Origin of the sequence: Ideonella azotifigens, from assembly GCF_021043325.1 — a bacterium.
GTDB lineage: Bacteria > Pseudomonadota > Gammaproteobacteria > Burkholderiales > Burkholderiaceae_C > Ideonella > Ideonella azotifigens.
The window spans coordinates 66,172-82,536 of the sequence record NZ_JAJNKD010000008.1; the positions used below are offsets into that span (position 1 = coordinate 66,172).

General features: G+C 67.8%; 14 protein-coding genes. 4 read left to right on the forward strand and 10 right to left on the reverse strand.

The genetic code is table 11. The annotated features are described in order from the left end of the window. Positions 1-109: 109 nt before the first annotated feature. The 3 genes from LRH25_RS17580 to LRH25_RS17590 all read right to left on the reverse strand — a co-directional run bounded on the left by LRH25_RS17580 (position 110) and on the right by LRH25_RS17590 (position 4,420). A complete protein-coding gene (locus LRH25_RS17580; RefSeq protein ID WP_231011839.1) occupies positions 110-802 on the reverse strand; it encodes a response regulator in 693 nt (230 codons plus the stop codon). Between the two features lie 66 nt (positions 803-868). Beyond that, a complete protein-coding gene (locus LRH25_RS17585; protein WP_231011840.1) occupies positions 869-3,919 on the reverse strand; it encodes a PAS domain S-box protein in 3,051 nt (1,016 codons plus the stop codon). A gap of 132 nt (positions 3,920-4,051) precedes the next feature. Next, positions 4,052-4,420 carry a VOC family protein gene (locus LRH25_RS17590; protein ID WP_141290558.1) on the reverse strand — a complete coding sequence of 123 codons (369 nt, stop codon included), beginning with the start codon at positions 4,418-4,420 and terminating at the stop codon, positions 4,052-4,054. A gap of 54 nt (positions 4,421-4,474) precedes the next feature. Here LRH25_RS17590 and LRH25_RS17595 point away from each other — a divergent pair, with 54 nt between their 5' ends. Next, entirely contained in the window at positions 4,475-4,936 is a 462-nt protein-coding gene (locus LRH25_RS17595) for a MarR family winged helix-turn-helix transcriptional regulator (protein ID WP_141290560.1), read from the forward strand. Between the two features lie 542 nt (positions 4,937-5,478). Continuing rightward, positions 5,479-5,919 (forward strand): hypothetical protein, encoded by a 441-nt coding sequence (locus tag LRH25_RS17600; RefSeq protein ID WP_141290562.1) that lies wholly within the window; start codon positions 5,479-5,481, stop codon positions 5,917-5,919. A gap of 235 nt (positions 5,920-6,154) precedes the next feature. On the opposite strand, the gene LRH25_RS17605 is transcribed toward LRH25_RS17600, so the two are convergent. From LRH25_RS17605 to flgG, 7 genes are all read right to left on the reverse strand, one after another. Then, on the reverse strand, positions 6,155-7,351 hold the full coding sequence (locus tag LRH25_RS17605) for an EAL and HDOD domain-containing protein (RefSeq protein WP_231011842.1): 1,197 nt from the start codon (positions 7,349-7,351) through the stop codon (positions 6,155-6,157). A 16-nt stretch (positions 7,352-7,367) separates the two neighbouring features. Next, positions 7,368-8,561 carry a flagellar hook-associated protein FlgL gene (gene flgL, locus LRH25_RS17610; protein ID WP_141286410.1) on the reverse strand — a complete coding sequence of 398 codons (1,194 nt, stop codon included), beginning with the start codon at positions 8,559-8,561 and terminating at the stop codon, positions 7,368-7,370. Positions 8,562-8,629: 68 nt separating this feature from the next. Next, the gene (gene flgK, locus LRH25_RS17615; protein ID WP_141286408.1) at positions 8,630-10,579 is read right to left on the reverse strand and encodes a flagellar hook-associated protein FlgK; all 1,950 of its coding nucleotides are present in this window, start codon (positions 10,577-10,579) and stop codon (positions 8,630-8,632) included. A gap of 10 nt (positions 10,580-10,589) precedes the next feature. Then, complete coding sequence (gene flgJ / locus LRH25_RS17620; RefSeq protein WP_141286406.1) at positions 10,590-11,510, reverse strand: flagellar assembly peptidoglycan hydrolase FlgJ; 921 nt, start codon at positions 11,508-11,510, stop codon at positions 10,590-10,592. Between the two features lies 1 nt (position 11,511). Next, complete coding sequence (locus LRH25_RS17625) at positions 11,512-12,639, reverse strand: flagellar basal body P-ring protein FlgI (protein ID WP_211361322.1); 1,128 nt, start codon at positions 12,637-12,639, stop codon at positions 11,512-11,514. A 61-nt stretch (positions 12,640-12,700) separates the two neighbouring features. Continuing rightward, positions 12,701-13,447, reverse strand: coding sequence for a flagellar basal body L-ring protein FlgH (locus LRH25_RS17630; protein ID WP_141286404.1), 747 nt, complete (start codon positions 13,445-13,447; stop codon positions 12,701-12,703). A gap of 20 nt (positions 13,448-13,467) precedes the next feature. Further along, positions 13,468-14,250, reverse strand: a complete 783-nt coding sequence (gene flgG / locus LRH25_RS17635; protein WP_141286402.1) for a flagellar basal-body rod protein FlgG — start codon at positions 14,248-14,250, stop codon at positions 13,468-13,470. Positions 14,251-14,462: 212 nt separating this feature from the next. On the opposite strand from flgG, the gene LRH25_RS17640 reads away from it, so the two are divergent. Continuing rightward, the gene (locus LRH25_RS17640) at positions 14,463-15,962 is read left to right on the forward strand and encodes a PAS domain S-box protein (protein ID WP_259372429.1); all 1,500 of its coding nucleotides are present in this window, start codon (positions 14,463-14,465) and stop codon (positions 15,960-15,962) included. A gap of 2 nt (positions 15,963-15,964) precedes the next feature. Then, entirely contained in the window at positions 15,965-16,357 is a 393-nt protein-coding gene (locus LRH25_RS17645; RefSeq protein WP_141286400.1) for a response regulator, read from the forward strand. The last annotated feature ends 8 nt before the right edge of the window (positions 16,358-16,365 follow it).

The following is a 16,365-nucleotide window of genomic DNA, read 5'->3' on the forward strand; positions in this document are numbered from 1 at the left end:
TGTTGCGCAGCGAAGTAAAGGAGGAGAACGGACGCAGTCCGGGCGGGGGACATGAGCGGAGCAATGCGCCCCGGCGGCCTGATCCTGCACCCACCTCAGCAGGAAAAGTTCAAGCGTTCCCAGGCCGAGCCAGCAGTTCGACCGCATCGACCAGCGCCGCAGCCTGAGCAGCCAAACTCCGCCCATCGGCTTCGGCCAGGCGCACCAGCCGGGCCAGCGCTTCGGTGCGGGGCAGCGAGTATCGGTGCATCAGCACGCCCACCGCCAGTGGGATCGGGTCGGCCAGCGCGCCGGCAGGTTCTGCAGCCTGCTGGGCGGCAACGGATGGCGTGGGTGCCGCCACTGGCGTGACCGAAAACGCGGGGGCGACGACAGCAGGCGCGGGTGCGGGCGCCGGTGCGCGGCCACGGCGGGCCCGCACGGCCGCGACTGCGGCTTCGACGGTTGGCACGATCTGTGCGATGTCCAGCGGCTTGACCAGGTAGGCCACGGCACCGAGTTCCTTGACCTTGGCCACCGTGGCCGCATCGGCGAAGGCCGAGAGGAACATGAAGGGCATGGACAGCGACTCGCGCAGGTAGTCGGCCACGTCGAAGCCCGACTTGCCTTCCATGCGGATGTCCAGCAGCGCCAGGTCCGGCCGGTGCTCACGCGCCAGCAGGATCGCATCGTCGCCGTTGTCGGCGTCGATCACGTCGAACCCCGCGCGCGACAGCCCGTGGGTGACGGTGGCCAGGACCAGGCGGTCGTCATCGACCACCAGGACCTTGCCTTTGCTGTTCATCGAGAGGGGATCGACCATGCGTGGGATTTTCGCTGAACTGCTGCGAACCAGGTCACCAAATATGGTGGGGGAAAATCGGGACGCTCACAGCGGCTCCAGCAGGGCGACTGCCGGCGGCACCAGGCGCAACCGTGCCACCACGGCCTCGCCTTCCTGGGTCAGCGAAATCGTTGCGCCCTTGCGCGGCAACAAGGCCCGCACCAGGCCCAGGCCGGAAATGCCCGAAGGGATCTGCGCCAGGCTGAAGTCCGGCGCCAGCCGGCCTGGATTCAACACGCACAGGCTCACCTCCGCCTCGCCGCAAATCATGCGGCAGACGATCACGCCGCCCTCGCTGTGCTTGATGGCGTTGGTCAGCAACTCATTGACGGTGAGCGCCACCGGGATCGAATCGGCCTCGGTCAGCGCGAAGCGATGCGGTGCCGGGCCCTGCACTTCCACTTCGATCTGCCGCCCGAACATGCGCTGCACCGACTGGGCGATGGCCTCCATCACGCCGCGCACCCGCAGCGGCCCGGTCATGCCGACCTGCAGCCCGTGCACCTGGGCAATCGCATGCACCTGGCTGACGGCTTCGGCAATCGCCGGGCCGGCGGCCGGCGTGCGCTGTGCGCTCTGCTGCAACAGGCCGGCGACACCCTGCAGGTTGTTCTTGATGCGGTGGTGCACTTCCTTGACCAGCATCTCGCGCTGGGCAATGGCGGCTTCCAGCCGCGCCTCGTCTGCGGCGCGCTGCTCGGTCACGTCGCTGGCCACCAGCAGCAACTGCGCGCCGGCCTCGCCGGGGTCGACCAGCGAGACGATGCGCATGTCCCAGACCTGGCCCGGCTCGCCGCTCTCCGGGTCGGCCGCGCGGTGCAGCTCACGGCGCAGCGTGTCGCTGGCTTCAGGTGCGCCCCCAGGGCCGGGCTGCGCCCAGCCCGCCCCCCGGGGGGGAGAAGGCGTCTTGAGGCGGCCCAGCGATTCCTCCTGAGCGCGATGCAGGTCAGCCGACAGCGAAGCCGCTTCCGGCCCCGGCAGCCACAGCGCCGGCTGGCGGCCGAGGATCTCCGCCGCAGGGCGGCGCGCAAACGCCGCCATCATCTGGTTGAGCTGCAGCACCTGCTGGTTGTTCGCATCGAACAGCGCAATCGCCAGCGGCGCGGTCTCGATGATGCGTTGCAGGCTGGTGCGGGCCTGGGTGATCTGGTTCTCGGCCTCGCGGCGGCGCTCGATGTCCAGCAGCGCAAAGGTCAGCTGCTGCCCGCCCCCCTGGTCAAGCCCGGTGACCACCGCGTTGCCGACAACCCAGAAAGTGCGGCCATCCCGGCCCACCAGCCGACATTCAAAGGTCTCGGCCTGGCCCTCCTGCAGCGTGGCCAGCCAGTCGGTGCGGCGCAGCGGGTGATCGGCCTCGGGCGAGGCGACCACGCTGATCGGCTGGCCCAGGAAATCCGACAGCTCGCCGCCGAACATGCGCCGCGCCGAGCGGTTCATCCACTCGATGCCCTTCTCGCCCAGCGTGACGATGCCCACCAGCACCGAATCCAGGATCGCGCGCGTGCGGTCCGCCTGCGCCAGCAGCGACTCGCGCGCCCGCCGCCGCTCGTCCACGCTGACGAAGGAACTGATCGCGCCTGCCGTCGGATCGTTCGCGTCCACCGGCCTCTGGCTGACCTGCACCCACAGCTCGGTGCCGTCACGCCGGCGGATGCGGCGCTCGCCGCGGGCCCGGCCATGCAAGGCCAGGTCGCGCTTCTCCTGCGCCAGGTGATGCTGGTAGACCCGCTCGTCTTCGTACAGCTCGGCCAGCGGCAGGCCTTGCAGCTCCGCCTGGCTGTGGCCGGTCAACTCGGCCATGGCCTGGTTGGCCCGCTCGATGCGCCCTTCGCGCTGGTGCACGATGCCCACATCCGACAGGCTGAACATCAGCTCGCGTTCACGCTCCAGGCCCTCCAGCTCGGCCTGCTGGGTGCGCAGCCGCGTCACGTCGGTCAGCACCGCGACCGCCTCGTCCTGCCCCGGGCCGGACACCCCGGCGCGGCGCAGCGCCAGCGAGTACCAGACCGGCTTGCCCGAGGCCTGCGCGCTCGCCGGCTGGAACTGGGTCTCGAAACTGCCTTGCTGGGCCAGCGTGGCCAGCGCCTGGCGCGCGGCCGTGCCGGTCACGCCACAGCGCGCCAGCAGCGCGTCCATGCTCAGCCCCGTGCCATCGCCAGGCGCCAGGTCCAGCAGGGCTTCGAAGCGCGCATTGCAGCGCGCCAGCCGCGGGCCGCGCAGGTAGGCAATGCCGGCCGGCGAGGTGTCGAGGATGGTGCCCAGCTCCTGCAGCAACTGCTCGTTGCGGCGGCGGGCGTTCTCTTCTTCGGTCACGTCCAGCGTGACGACGCTGAAGCCATGGCGGCCATCGTCGCCCAGCGCCGTCGGCTCGACCCGGGTCAGCAGCCAGCGCCGGCCCATGTCGCGGTGGCGCACGGCGTAGCGCACCTCCACCCGCTGGCGCTGGCGCAGCGCGCTTTGCAGCCGCTCGTATTCGGGCAGCGATTCAGGCTCGACCAGGTCACGGCCAATCGACATCAGCCCCGCGCCCTGCCCGGCTGGCGCGGCCTCGGCCATGCCTTCCCCGGCATCCGGGCGGCCGGGCGCGGCGGTGATCCAGCCGCGCGCCGGGTCAAAGGTCGCCACCCCCAGGCCGGCCGTGCCCATCAAGGCCGCGATCTCGATGCGCGACAGCTCCTGCGCGTCTTCCAGCTTGCAGTCTTCCAGCTGCACCAGCCAGCGCCGCGGCACGCCATCCAGCGCGCGCGTGGTGGCGCGCAGATGACGCTGGCCGCCAGCCGCGCTCGGCAGCCAGCCTTCCATGCGGTGGCTCTGGCCAGGCCCGGGCATCGCGCCCGGCCAGCCGATCAGCTCACAGAGCGCCGGCGACAAGGCCCCCAGCTGATTCGCATCCGCCACGCCCATCAGCGCCTGCATCGGCGCGTTGGCGCAGGCAATCCGCCCAGTGCTGTCGCATGCCAGCAAAGCCAGCGGGTTGATCTCCAGCAGCGCCAGCAGCTCGGGCGGCAATGGCGCACCCGTCCAACTCGAGGTCACCAGCCCCGCCGATTCCGGCGCGGCCCGCAACGAAGGCAGCAGCTTGGATTTGAACGACATGGGCGCCAGCTTGAGGGGGAAAAGCCAGTTTAGCCCCCGTAGCATCGGGTGGAAGGGTTCCTTCCGTTCGCCCTGAGCCTGTCGAAGGGTTTGCAAGCCCCTCACACGGGTGCACCGCCAATGAACGCCCAGTCAGCGTCGCGCCGTGTGAAAGGTGATCGCGTAGCCATCGGGATCACCGGCAACGAAGAAGCGGCCGAAGGGGCCGTCGGCCAGCGGGCTGAGGATCGCACCGCCCCGCTCGACGATGCGGTCGTGCAGCGCATCGGCGTCGGCGCATGCGATCCAGAGCACCATGCCCACGCCGAGTGGCCCTGCTTCGGGAAGCGCACGCAGCGGCACGCGCAGCGCCAGCGGGATGGGCTCGGTCTTGAAAACGACCGCCCCGGGGGGACTCTGGGGCGCGGCTTCGAAACCGAAGGTCTCGACGTAGAACTTGCGGGATGCGGCGAGATCGCGCACTTGCAAGGCGATGAAATCCGGGCCGACTGGCGTTGTCATGATGGCTCCTGTCCATTAATATCAGTGGACTGATATTAATGTAAGGGCCCTGATATGTCAACGGCGAAGCCGACGCCTCGCAGCGGAGTCGACTGGATTGGCTACAACCTGAAGATCACGCAACATCGATTGAGGCAACGCCTGGATGCCGAGCTCGCGCAGATCGGCATCACGGCACCTCAGAACGCAGTGCTGCTTGCCGTCGCCGGCAATCCGCGAATCTCGAATGCCGAACTGGCTCGCGCGGCGTTCGTGACGCCACAGACCATGCAGGCGATCCTCGTCAATCTCGAACGCGCAGGCCTGATCGTGCGGAGCCCGCACCCTGAGCATGGCCGGGTCATCATGACCGAGCTGACGAAGGCCGGTCAAAAAGCCGTCGCCGATGGCGCAAAAGCCGCCGACGCCGTCGAAAGGAAGATGCTCTCCCTGCTGTCGCCCGAAGAGGCCCAGCTGCTCTGCGCGTTGCTCAAGCGCTGCGCCGCCGGACTGGGCGACGAGCCGTCCCACGGCTAGCGGCTTGTCTTCCCGATGGCACGGAACCAGAAAAGGTGGGGACGGGAAAGCGAATGTCCACCCTGTCCGCCCTGCGCTTGCCGAAGGCATTTCCGCCGTTCTCCCTGTCGAAGGGTTTGCAAGCCCCTCACAAATGCCCCTCACAAATGCCCCTCACAAATGCCCATCACAAATGCCCATCGCCAATGAACTCCGAGACGGCGAACCCAGGAAGCGTGTCGACGGAGGGCTCGCAGCGAGAGTCTGGGACATCACCGCCAGCGGAACCGCGGGGCGCACGGCTCGGCTTCAATGTCCTGGGCATGGAAGCGGATGGCGCAATGTGCGCTCCAGGCTGATAGGAGCCGTTCGAATCGGAGAGGCCGCCACATGGCTGCAATCTCCAAGAATCGGCATCTAAGGATATCCGCAGCTCTTGTCGGCGACCACCCGGACCCGGGCTCTTGACGACGACTCGCCGGGCCTCCAGGCAAAATCCAGATGATCGGGGCGAGCCTGGCGTCGGGCCTGCCGGGAAGCCCACCTTGAATGGAGCAGCATCAATGGCACTGACGAAGAAGGGCGAGTTCTGGTACGGGACGACGTCCGGCGACACCCAAGCCGAGCTGCGCAGCTACAGCGTTGCAAATTGCCATGAGGCCGTCCGGTTTGCCGCGTCCAAATGCGATTGCGGGTGCCGGACCTTCGCGCTGCAGACCGATGAAGAAGCCGGCGTGGCGATCCGCACCTGCACAGACTGCGGGCAGGAACACCTGATGGGCGACAGCGCGGACTACGTTGAAGAAGCCGCGCCCGAGACGCACGAGTGCGTCTGCGAGAACGAGGTGTTCGAGCTGATGTCCGGCGTCTCTGTGTACGAGGGCACACATGACGTGCGCTGGTACTACATCGCTTGCCGCTGCGTGGAATGCAATCTGGTCGGGGTCTTCGCAGACTGGAAGTGTGAAGCGGGTGATGCGGCGGCCTTCCTCGCCAAGGTATGAGCGGCCGACCCCCGCAGAGATCGGGCCTCGCAGGCTCGGGGTCACGCGCGAACGTTGAACGACTACTTCAGGGCCTCGAGTTCAGTACATCGAAGGACCGCACCCGCTGCAATGCCGTGCTTCCTCGCGCTCCAACGTTCCTGACTTTGTTGCCGTGTCTCGGACTTTGATGGCAAGGAATACAAGGCAAGCTTCGACAGGCCCGAACGGATAATTACTCAGCCCGAACGGAGCACTACTCCGGCTGCATTTGCCGCGACGCGAGCAATGCCTTCCAGGCGGCGCGGTTGACCTCGCCGGCCGACAGCAGCATCTCGCCGGCCGCATCGGTGATGTCGTGCGGCGATTCGGCTTCGATGGCGATGGCCAGGTTCAGGGACTGGCGGTAGGGGCCGTTTTCGCCGACCAGGGTCTGGGCGACGCCTTCGGCGACCGGCAGGCTGGACAGCAGGCGGTCAAAGGGCTGGCCCAGCATGCGGTCCAGCAGCGAGAACACGCCGCAGATGAAGGCTTCGCTGCGGGCGGATTCGTCGCCCAGGCTGCGCGCCAGGTCTTCCATCAGCAGGCCGCGGCGCACGGCCAGGAACATCAGTGGCTTCAGGTCCGGGCTGTCGACCGCGCTGGTCATCAACAGGGCCAGCCAGCGCTTCAGGCGCTGGTAGCCGAGGATCATGATGGCGTGCTGGAAGGAACTGACCTCGACCGACAGGCCGAAGGCCGGCGAGTTGATCAGCCGCATCAGCTTGAAGGCCAGCGCGGGGTCGCCGCGCAGCACGGCATCGAGCTTGTTGGCCGGCTCCTCGCGGTCCACGCGCTGGATCAGGTTCATTACCACCTGGGCGCTGGCCGGCACGTCCTTGCGGGCGACGTTGGCACCCGGCGCCTCGCCCAGCGGCCAGCCCTGCACTGCCAGCGCGCCGCGCTTGAGCGCGTCAGCGGCCACGGCTGCGGTCGGCGCGGCCGCAATCACCCAAGGCGTGCTGCGCGCGGGGGCGTTGGCAGGCGCGGGTTGCTGACGCCGGTCTTCGGCGGCATCCACGATCACGTGCTTGAAGCAGCCCGCCAGGTCCGGCGGCAGCGGAGCCAGCGGCCGGCCCTTGAGCACCAGCACCGAGCCGGACTTCGCATGCTCGCGCAGCAGTTCGGCGCCGGCCGGGTCGGCGGCCATGAAGGCCGGCACTTCCAGCTGGATGTGGGCCGGTGCAGGCCGGGCCAGCAGCGCGTGCAGCAGCGGCTCGCTGGTCGGGTTCAGCGCCAGCGGGCCGTTGGCCTCGGACCAGTCGGCCGCCAGCATGGCCAGCACGCCATCGGCCAGTTCGGCCGGCGAGCCAACAAGCGGGTGCAGCGTGAGCCGCGAGATCGCCGGCTGGCGCTTGGCATTGAACAGGGCGCCGTAGGCCAGCACCAGCTGGTCGAGCACAGGATGATCCATGACAGTTTTCTTGTTGTCAGCCGTTGATGTAGTTGAACAAGGACAGCTTCTGCATCGACGCGTAGGTCTGCAGCGCGGCAGAGTAGCCGGTCTGCTTGTTCGAGAAGTCCGAGATGGCCTGGGCCATGTCGAGGTCTTCGGCATTTGACTCGGTGGTTTTACCGTAGAGCTTCAAATCGTCGACCCGGCCCTGCACGCTGTCGATGCGCTTGAGCAGCTCGCCGGTCATGCTGCGGGTGCTTTGCAGGTGGTTAGCGACCGAATCGATGTCGCGCAGGCCGGACTGCACCGTCTGCGTGGTCTGCGCCGCGCTGCGCGAAGGTGTCTTCAACTCGGCCACGACCTTGTCGAGCACGCTGAAGATCGAGGCACTCGGCGTGGACGGCTGGATGTCGAAGCTGTCGCCCTGGCCGGGTGTGCCGCTGACGCTCAGCGCCATGCCGTCGACCTGGATGGCCTGGCCCGAGGTGTAGGGCTGGTCGGACAGCACGGCGGTGCTGCCGTCCTTGATGACCGAGTAGGTCGTGGCGCCGTTGGCCACGGTGAACTGGATCTGGTAGGCCGAGCCGGTGATGGCCGCCGGCGAGGTCACGCGGCCGGCGTCGATCCAGGCGCTGGCGCTGTTGCTGCTGGTGGTGAACACGCCGTTGCCGGTGGGCGCGGCCAGCCAGGTCTCGTTGCCGTCCAGCGTCAGCGGCAGTTGTTCGTCGGACGCGACCTGGGTGGCGCCGCCGCTGCCGGTGTAGCCCACGCCGCCGGGCTGGTCGATGAACGGGGCCTGGCTGCTGCCCTGGCCGGAAAACACATAGCCGCCGGTGCCGTCGCCGCGGTTGGCCACGGCCAGCAGCTGCTTGCGGATCGCGGCGATCTGGTTGGCGGTGTCGGCACGCTCGGCATCGCTGTACGAGGCATTGCCGGCCGCGACGATGAGTTCTCGCGCCTGCTGCACGAGTTCGCCAGCGTCGGACAGCGCCGATTCGGTCAGCGTCATCGAATTGCGGCTGGCGTCGATCGCGCGGGTCGTTGCGTCGGCGCGCTGCTCCATCGCACGGGCGCGCTCGGCGCGGGCGGCGGCGGTCGGGTCGTCGCTGGCTTTCAGCACCCGCTTGCCGCTGGTCATCTGCTCCTGCGCACGGACCAGTTCGGCCTGGCGCTGCTGGAGGTTTTCCACCGAAGAGGAGAACGCGTAGGCGGTGGTGATGCGGGTCATCGCGGGGCTCCTGCGGCTCTCGCCGCGCGGTCAAGGCAGTCAATCATCAGGCAACCATGCCGCAGGGCTCAATGGCCCAGCTGCAGCATGGTGTCGAACACGGTCTGGGCAATCTGCAGCACCTTGGCGGCGGCCTGGTAGGCCTGCTGGAACTGGATCAGCCGCGAGGCCTCTTCGTCCAGGTTGACGCCGGTCTTGGAGGCCAGGGTCTGCGCGGTCTGGTCGGCAGCGGAGGCGGAGATGTTGGCCGCCGCCATCGCACCCTGCACGCGCACGCCGATGTCGGCCATGGCCGCGGCGTAGGCGTCGGTGGCGGTGGCGCCGTCGGCAATCGTGCCGTCGGTGCGCTGGAAGCGGCCGACCATGCGCTCGTCGCGCAGCGCGGCAAAGGCCAGTGCGTTGCCGTTGTTGGTGTCGGTGTAGGTGGTGGGCGCCACGCTCATCGAGTCGCCGCTCTTGGGCACGCCGTTGAGCTGGACCTCGAAGCCGTTGAGCGAGATCGGTTGGCCCGAGACCCAGGTGCCGGTGCCGCTGGTGGTGACGTTGCCGCTGCTGTCGCGCAGCTCCCAGTTGAAGTCACCGGTGTCGGACGTGAAGCTGACGTTGGCGGTGAGCGTGGGGTCGATCGACTTGTCGGTCACGGTCAACGATCTGACGGTGGCGGTGCCGGTGTTGGCCACGCCCATCGTCGCGGTGACCGGCGACGCAGCGGCAATGCCGTTGACGTCGTCCATGATGCGGCTCATGCCGCTGGCCGCTTCGCCCACCGGCTGCAGCAGGAAGCGGTCGCCGGTCTGCAGGTCGGGGTTGACGTCGATCTTGAAACCGTCCACGGTGTCGCCGTTGGCCACCGTGCGGGTCACGCCGTCGGACAGGCGCTTGAGCGTGTAGTTGCCCGTGCCGTCGGCGCGCATCTCGTAGTCGCTGGCCTGCAGCTGGGTGGCGTCCGTCACCGTCAGCTGGACCTGGGCGATGAAGATGCCGCTGCCGTCCTTGGCATTGTTGGCATTCGGCTTGGCACTGGGTGCGCCCAGGCTGAACAGCGGCGCGCCAGCACCGGCCGGGTTGCCCATGTCGATGCCCAGCGACTGCACCTCGTTGACCCGCGAGCCAAACGCGGCGGCCATCTGGCCGAGCTCGTTGCGTGCATCGACCAGGTCGTCGTTCTGGAACTTCAGCAGGCCGGCCAGCGAGCCACCGGTGATCATGTCCTCGCGCAGTGCCAGCGTGTCGCCCGAGCTTTGCAGCGACAGCGCGCTGCGCGACGGATCGGCCGGGTCGGCCTGCACCGTCATCGTCGAGGCTTCGCTGCCCAGCACCAGGCGCTGGCCGCCGGCAATGAACACGCCCATCGAGCCGTCGGACGCCTTCAGCGTGCTGACCTCGACGATGTCGCTGATCTGCGAGATCAGCTGGTCGCGCTGGTCCAGCAAGTCGTTGGGCTGCTGGGTCGCACCGGCATAACCGGCAATCTGGTTGTTCAGGTCGGCAACCTTGGCGGCCAAGGTGTTCAGCGTGGACACCGAGTTGCGCATGTCGGACTGCACGCCCTCCTGCAGCACCCGGATGCGCTCGGCACCGGCCTTGAAACGGTCGGCCACGTCGGCGGCGCGGGCCAGCACCACCTGGCGGGCCGAAGCATCGTTGGGCGTGTTGGCCAGGTCGACCATCGAGTTCAGGAAGTCGCCCATGGCATAGCCAATGCCCTGGTTGCCCGAAGGAAACACGTCCTGCAGTTGCTGCAGTTGGCCCGAGCGGGTGGCGTCCATGGACTTCAGCGACTGCGCGGCAGCGGCCTGCATGGTCAGGAAGTCGTCGTGCGCCCGCTTGACGTTGGCCACATTCACGCCCTTGCCGAAGAAACCCCGGCCGGTGTATTGGCCCTTGGAGGTCTCGATCAGCGCTTCCTGGCGCGAATACCCGGTGACGTTGGCGTTGGCGATGTTGTGGCTGGTGACATCCAGCGCAGCCTGGGCGGCGAACATGCCGCGCAGGCCGATGGTCATCAAACCGGACATGGCGGGCGCCTCAGGTCTGCACGCTGCGCTGCAGGCGCAGGGTGGTGTTGATCACGCGGCTGAGCTTTTGCGCATAGGCCGGGTCGGTGGCGTAGCCGGCCTTCTGCAGGCCATGGGCAAAGCTGTGGGCGTCGCTGCCGGAGGCGACCACGCGCTCGTAGCGCGGGTTGTCCTTCATCAGCTTGGCGTAGTCGGCAAAGGACTCGGCATAGCTGCCGTAGGCGCGGAATTTCTGCACCACCTTGCGCGGCTGGCCGTTGCTGTATTCGGTGGTGGTCACGTCCACCGTGTCGCCGGTCCAGTTGCTGCCGGCCTTGATGCCGAACAGGTTGTGCGCGGTGGTGCCATCCTGGTGGCGGATCTCGTGCTTGCCCCAGCCGGTCTCGTGCGCCGCCTGGGCGATCATGAAGGAGGCGGGGATGCCGGTGGTGGCTTCGGCCTGCGTCGCGGCTTCGGTGTGCTGCGTCACGAAGTCGGAGGCCGACTGCTGCGGCATGCCGACGGCCGCCTGCGGCCGGGCCAGGCTGGCAGTGGAACGGGTGGCGGCAAGGTTGGCGCTGTCGGGCCTGGCAATCGAAGTCGCGCTGCCGCTGACCTGGCGGTCCAGCTGGCGGGCGATCACGTCGGCCAGGCCGCCGGGTCGGCCGGAGAGCTTGGTGGACCACTGCGTGTCCAGCATTTCGGCGCCGAGCTTGGAAGCGTCGTTGTCCATGCTGCTGTCGGACTTGGTGGCCTCGCGCATGCTCTTGAGCAGCTGTTGCATGAACAGCGTCTCGAACTGCTTGGCGGCTTCCTTGACGGCGGCCTTGGGATCCTTGGCCGCGCGGCTCTTCAGCGACTCGACACCGCGCGCGTCGCCAAAGCCGGTGCTGCTGGCCACATTGGCCGCCCCTGCGTTGGCGCCCAGGCCGGTGGTGGCGAGCTTGGTCATGTCAGATGACCTCCAAGTCCGCCTGCAGCGCGCCGGCCGCCTTCATGGCCTGCAGGATGGCCAGCAGGTCTTGCGGCGTCGCGCCCAGTGCGTTCAGGGCTTTCACCACGTCGGCCAGCTGGGCGCTCGCCGGCAGCTGAATCACGTTGCCACCTTGCTGGGCAATCGAGATGTCGGTCTTTTCGGTCACGGTGGTGGTGCCGCCGGACAGCGCATTGGGCTGGCTGACCGTGGGCGTGGAATTGATGGTCACCGACAGGCTGCCATGGGCCACCGCGCAAGGCGCCAGCGAGACGGCCTGGTTCAGCACGATGGAGCCTGTGCGCGGGTTCATCACCACCTTGGCAGCCGGCTTGGCCAGCTCCAGCGGCAGGTTCTCGATGTCGGCCAGGAAGCTCACGCGCTCGTTCATGTCCTGCGGCGCACGCACGCGCACCACGCGCCCGTCGACCGCCTGCGCGGTGCCGGGGCCCTTGGCGGCATTGATGGCCTGGGCCACCGCGCGGGCGGTGTTGAAGTCGGCCGAATTCACGTCGAGCTGGATCGAGTCGCCCTGCGACAGCGGCGTGGGCACGGTGCGCTCCACCGTCGCGCCTTCGGGCACGCGGCCACCGCTCAAATGGTTGATCTGCACCTTGGAGCCGCCTTGCGAAGCGCCAGCACCGCCGACGATCAGGCCGCCCTGGGCCACGGCATAGACCTCGCCGTCGGCGCCCTTGAGCGGCGTGGCGACCAGCGAGCCGCCGCGCAGGCTCTTGGCATTGCCGATGGACGAGACGCTGACGTCGATCTGCTGGCCGGGCTGGGCAAAGGCCGGAAGCGTCGCGGTGACCAGCACCGCGGCAATGTTCTTCAGCTGCATCGAGGTGCCGGGCGGCACCGAGATGCCCATCTGCTGCAGCATCGAGCTGACGCCCTGCGCGGTGAACGGCACCTGCGCCGTCTGGTCGCCAGTGCCGTCCAGGCCCACGACCAGGCCGTAGCCGATCAGCTGGTTGCTGCGCACGCCCTGCACCGAGGCGACCTCCTTGATGCGCTGCGCGGCCTGCGCCGGCAGCACCGCACCCACCGCCAGGGCCAGGCCGGTGAGCACGACTGCACAGCGGGAAAGGCGGGTGATCAGGGTCATGGTGGCGGGCGTTTGCAAAGCTGACACAAAGCGGGAGGGGTTCGGCCGATTCTGGGCAAACTCAAACCGGCAGAAGGTTCAAGAAGAAGCGCGAGAGCCAGTTAATTCCCTGCGTATCGGCCATCGCGCCGTCGCCCTTGTGCTGCACGCGCACGTTGGCGATCTGGGTGCTGGCGATCGAATTGCCCGGCAGGATGCTGCGCGGGTCGACCTGGCCGGTGAAGCGCAGCGTGTCCACGTTGTGGTTCACGCCGACCTGCTTTTCGCCGGCGATCAGCAGGTGGCCGTTGGGCAGCACGCCGGTGACAATGGCGGTGATGGTGCCGGAGAAGTCGTTGGCGGTGTCGGTCGAGCCCTTGCCGGCGAAGGTGTTGCTGCTGCTGCCGGCGGCGTTCACGCCCACCTTGGCCAGCAGGCTGGGGCTGATCAGCGGCAGGCCGCTGAGCGCGCCGGTCACCGCGCCGGTCTTGTCGATGGTGCTGGTGGCCTTCTGGCTGGCGGTCACGCGCTCGCTGATCTGCACCGTCAGCGTGTCGCCCACCATGCGCGCGCGGTGGTCCTCGAACATCGGCCGGTAGGCCGCGGCCTGGTAGATCGAGCCGTTGACCATGCCGGCCTGGCGGGTGGCCACGGGCACCGGCATCTGGGCTTCCCAGGGCGTCGGCCCGCTGGCTGGCATGGCCGGCGCGGTGGCGGTGGGGAACTGCACCTCGGGTGTGGTGTAGACGGTGCTGCAGGCGGCCAGCGCGCCGCAGGACAGCAGGGCAAGCAGCGCGACAGAACGCAGGGAAGAACGGGCGAGGGTCACGACGGGTCTCCAGGGAAGGATCAAAGCTGCGACAGGCGCTGCAGCATCTGGTCGGAGGTCGACACGGCCTTGGAATTGAGTTCGTAGGCGCGCTGGGTCTGGATCATCGAGACCAGCTCCTCGACCACGTTCACGTTGCTGGCCTCGGTGAAGCCTTGCTGCACCGTGCCCAGGCTGTTGGTGCCACCGGCGCCGGTCGTCGGCGTGCCGGACGAGGCGGTCTCGGTGAACAGGTTCTGCCCGCGCGGCTCCAGGCCGGACGGATTGATGAAGTTGGCGATCTGCAGCTGGCCGACGTTCTGCGGCGCGACCTGGCCCGGCGTGGTCACCGAGACCGTGCCGTCGGCGGCAATGCTCACCGAAGTGGCATTGGTCGGGATGGTGATGCCGGGCTGCACCAGGTAGCCGTTGTTGGTCACCATCTGGCCCTGCGCGTCGAGCTGGAAGGCACCGTCGCGGGTATAGCCGGTGGTGCCGTCGGGCATCGCCACCTGGAAGAAACCGTTGCCCTTGATGCCCAGGTCCAGCATGTTGCTGGTCTGCTGCAGCGTGCCCTGGCTGAAGTTGCGCGTGGTGGCCACCGCGCGCGTGCCCAGGCCAACCTGCAGGCCGGTCGGCAGCTGCGTCTGCTCCGAGCTGTTCGAACCCGTCTGGCGCAGGTTCTGGTACATCAGGTCCTCGAAGCTGGCGTGCGACTGCTTGTAGCCATTGGTGGCCACGTTGGAGAGGTTGTGGGAGATGTGGTCCAGCTGCATCTGCTGGGCCTCCATCCCGGATTTGGAAATCCAGAGCGATCGAAGCATTGGGGCACCCCCGTCAAGCGGTAAATCCAATGATGCGGGGAACTTGAGGGCGCCTAGCGCCGGAAAAGCCAGCCTAAGCGCCGACATTCCTCGCCAGCCAGCGGCCAGCCTTGCCGGGCCGCATCCTCAGCCTGAAGGATGTAACGCAGCCGACCCAGGCCGTCGCCCTCCTCAGAACTGATCAGAATCGGGCAATCAACAGGAGGAGCGGCTTGCCCATCCCCGAAGACGAACTGCTCAGGCTGATGCTGGGCCATGCGCCGGACGCACTGATCCTGATCCGGCCAGACGGCGAAGTGCTGCGCTGGGCCCAGGGGGCCGAGGCCATTTATGGCCACACTTCGGCCGAGGTCTGCGGCCAGCGCTTCGAAGCCCTGATGGTGCCGCCAGACCTTCATGCAGACCATGCGGGTCACCTGGCCAGTGTGCTGGCGACGGGCACAGGCGCCTGGGAATCGGTGCGCCAGCGTCGCAACGGCTCGCTGCTGTATGTGGACGTGTCGGCACGCAGGCTGTTGGACGGCGAGGGCCAGCCGCTGATCGTCGCGGCGGAGAAGGATGTCACGGCCCTGCGGGTCCAGCGCGATGCGCAGCTGATGGAAGAGCGCTATCGCGAACTGCTTGACTCGACCCCCGACGGCATCGTGATGGCCAACCCCACCGGCCACATTGTCATTGCCAACACCCAGGCCGAGCAGCTGTTCGGCTACGCGCCCGGCGAGCTGCGGGGCCGGGTGGTGGACGAACTGCTGCCACCGCGTTACCGGCAGGCACATGTGGGCCATCGATCCAACTATTTCCTCCAGCCGCGCAAACGCTCGATGGGCTCGGGCCTGGACCTGGCCGGCCTGCGCAAGGACGGCAGCGAGTTCCCGGTCGAGATCAGCCTGAGCCCACTTCGCGCGGAGGGCCACACCTACGTGATGAGCGCGATCCGCAACATCAGCGAACGCAAGCGCTTCGAGCAGGCGCTGCAGGAAAAGAACCAGGAACTCGCGCTGGCCAACCAGGCCAAGGACCGTTTCCTGGCCGGCATGAGCCATGAGCTGCGCACGCCGCTGAACGCCATCATCGGCTTCACCGGCACGCTGCTGATGAAGCTGCCCGGCCCATTGAACGAAGAGCAGGAGCAGCAGTTGCGCACCGTGCAGGCCGGCGGCCGGCACCTGCTGGCCTTGATCAACGACTTGCTGGACGTGGCCAAGATCGAGGCCGGCAAGGTGCAGCTTCACTTTGAACCGGTGGACTGCGGCGCCTTGCTGCGGGAGATCGATGCGACGCTGGCACCCCAGGCCCGTGCCAAGGGCCTGGACTTCTCGCTGCACCTGCCCGGCAAAGCCGTGGTGCTGGAAAGTGACAGCCGCGCCCTGAAGCAGATCGTGCTGAACCTGGTGGGCAATGCCATCAAGTTCACCGAACACGGCAGCGTGCAGCTGACGCTGGCGCCCGGACGCAACCTGTCTGCGGGCGATGGCGGCGCCTGGGTGGAGATCCGGGTCGACGACAGCGGCATCGGCATCGCACCAGCAGACCAGGCCAAGCTGTTTGGCGCTTTCGCCCGCGTCAACCAGAGCCGGCCGGGCGCGCCCGAAGGTACCGGCCTGGGTTTACACCTGAGCCAACGGCTTGCCGAAGTGCTGGGAGGGCGTATCGTGGTGCAAAGCGAAAGTGATCGCGGCAGCAGTTTTTCCTTGCTGTTGCCGGAAGCGTGAAGATGCCTGCAACCCTCCTGGTCATCGAAGACAACCCCGCCAACATGGAGTTGGTGCGCTACCTGCTCACGCACCGCGGCCACACGGTGCTGATGGCAGTCAACGGCCAGGAAGGTCTGGCGGTTGCTCGGTCAACCCTGCCGGCGCTGATCGTCTGCGACCTGCAGATGCCGGTGCTCGACGGCTACCAGACGCTGGCGGCCTTGCGTGCCGATCCGCACACCGCGGCCATTCCGGTGGTGGCTGTCACGGCTTTCTCGATGCCCAATGACCGCGAACGCGTCCTCACCGCCGGCTTCGATGGCTACCTGTCCAAGCCCATCGAACCGGAGCTGTTTGTCGGCCAGATCGAGGCCTACCTGCCCGCCGCGCTGCGCGGCCCCGCAGCGGGCTGACCGACGCA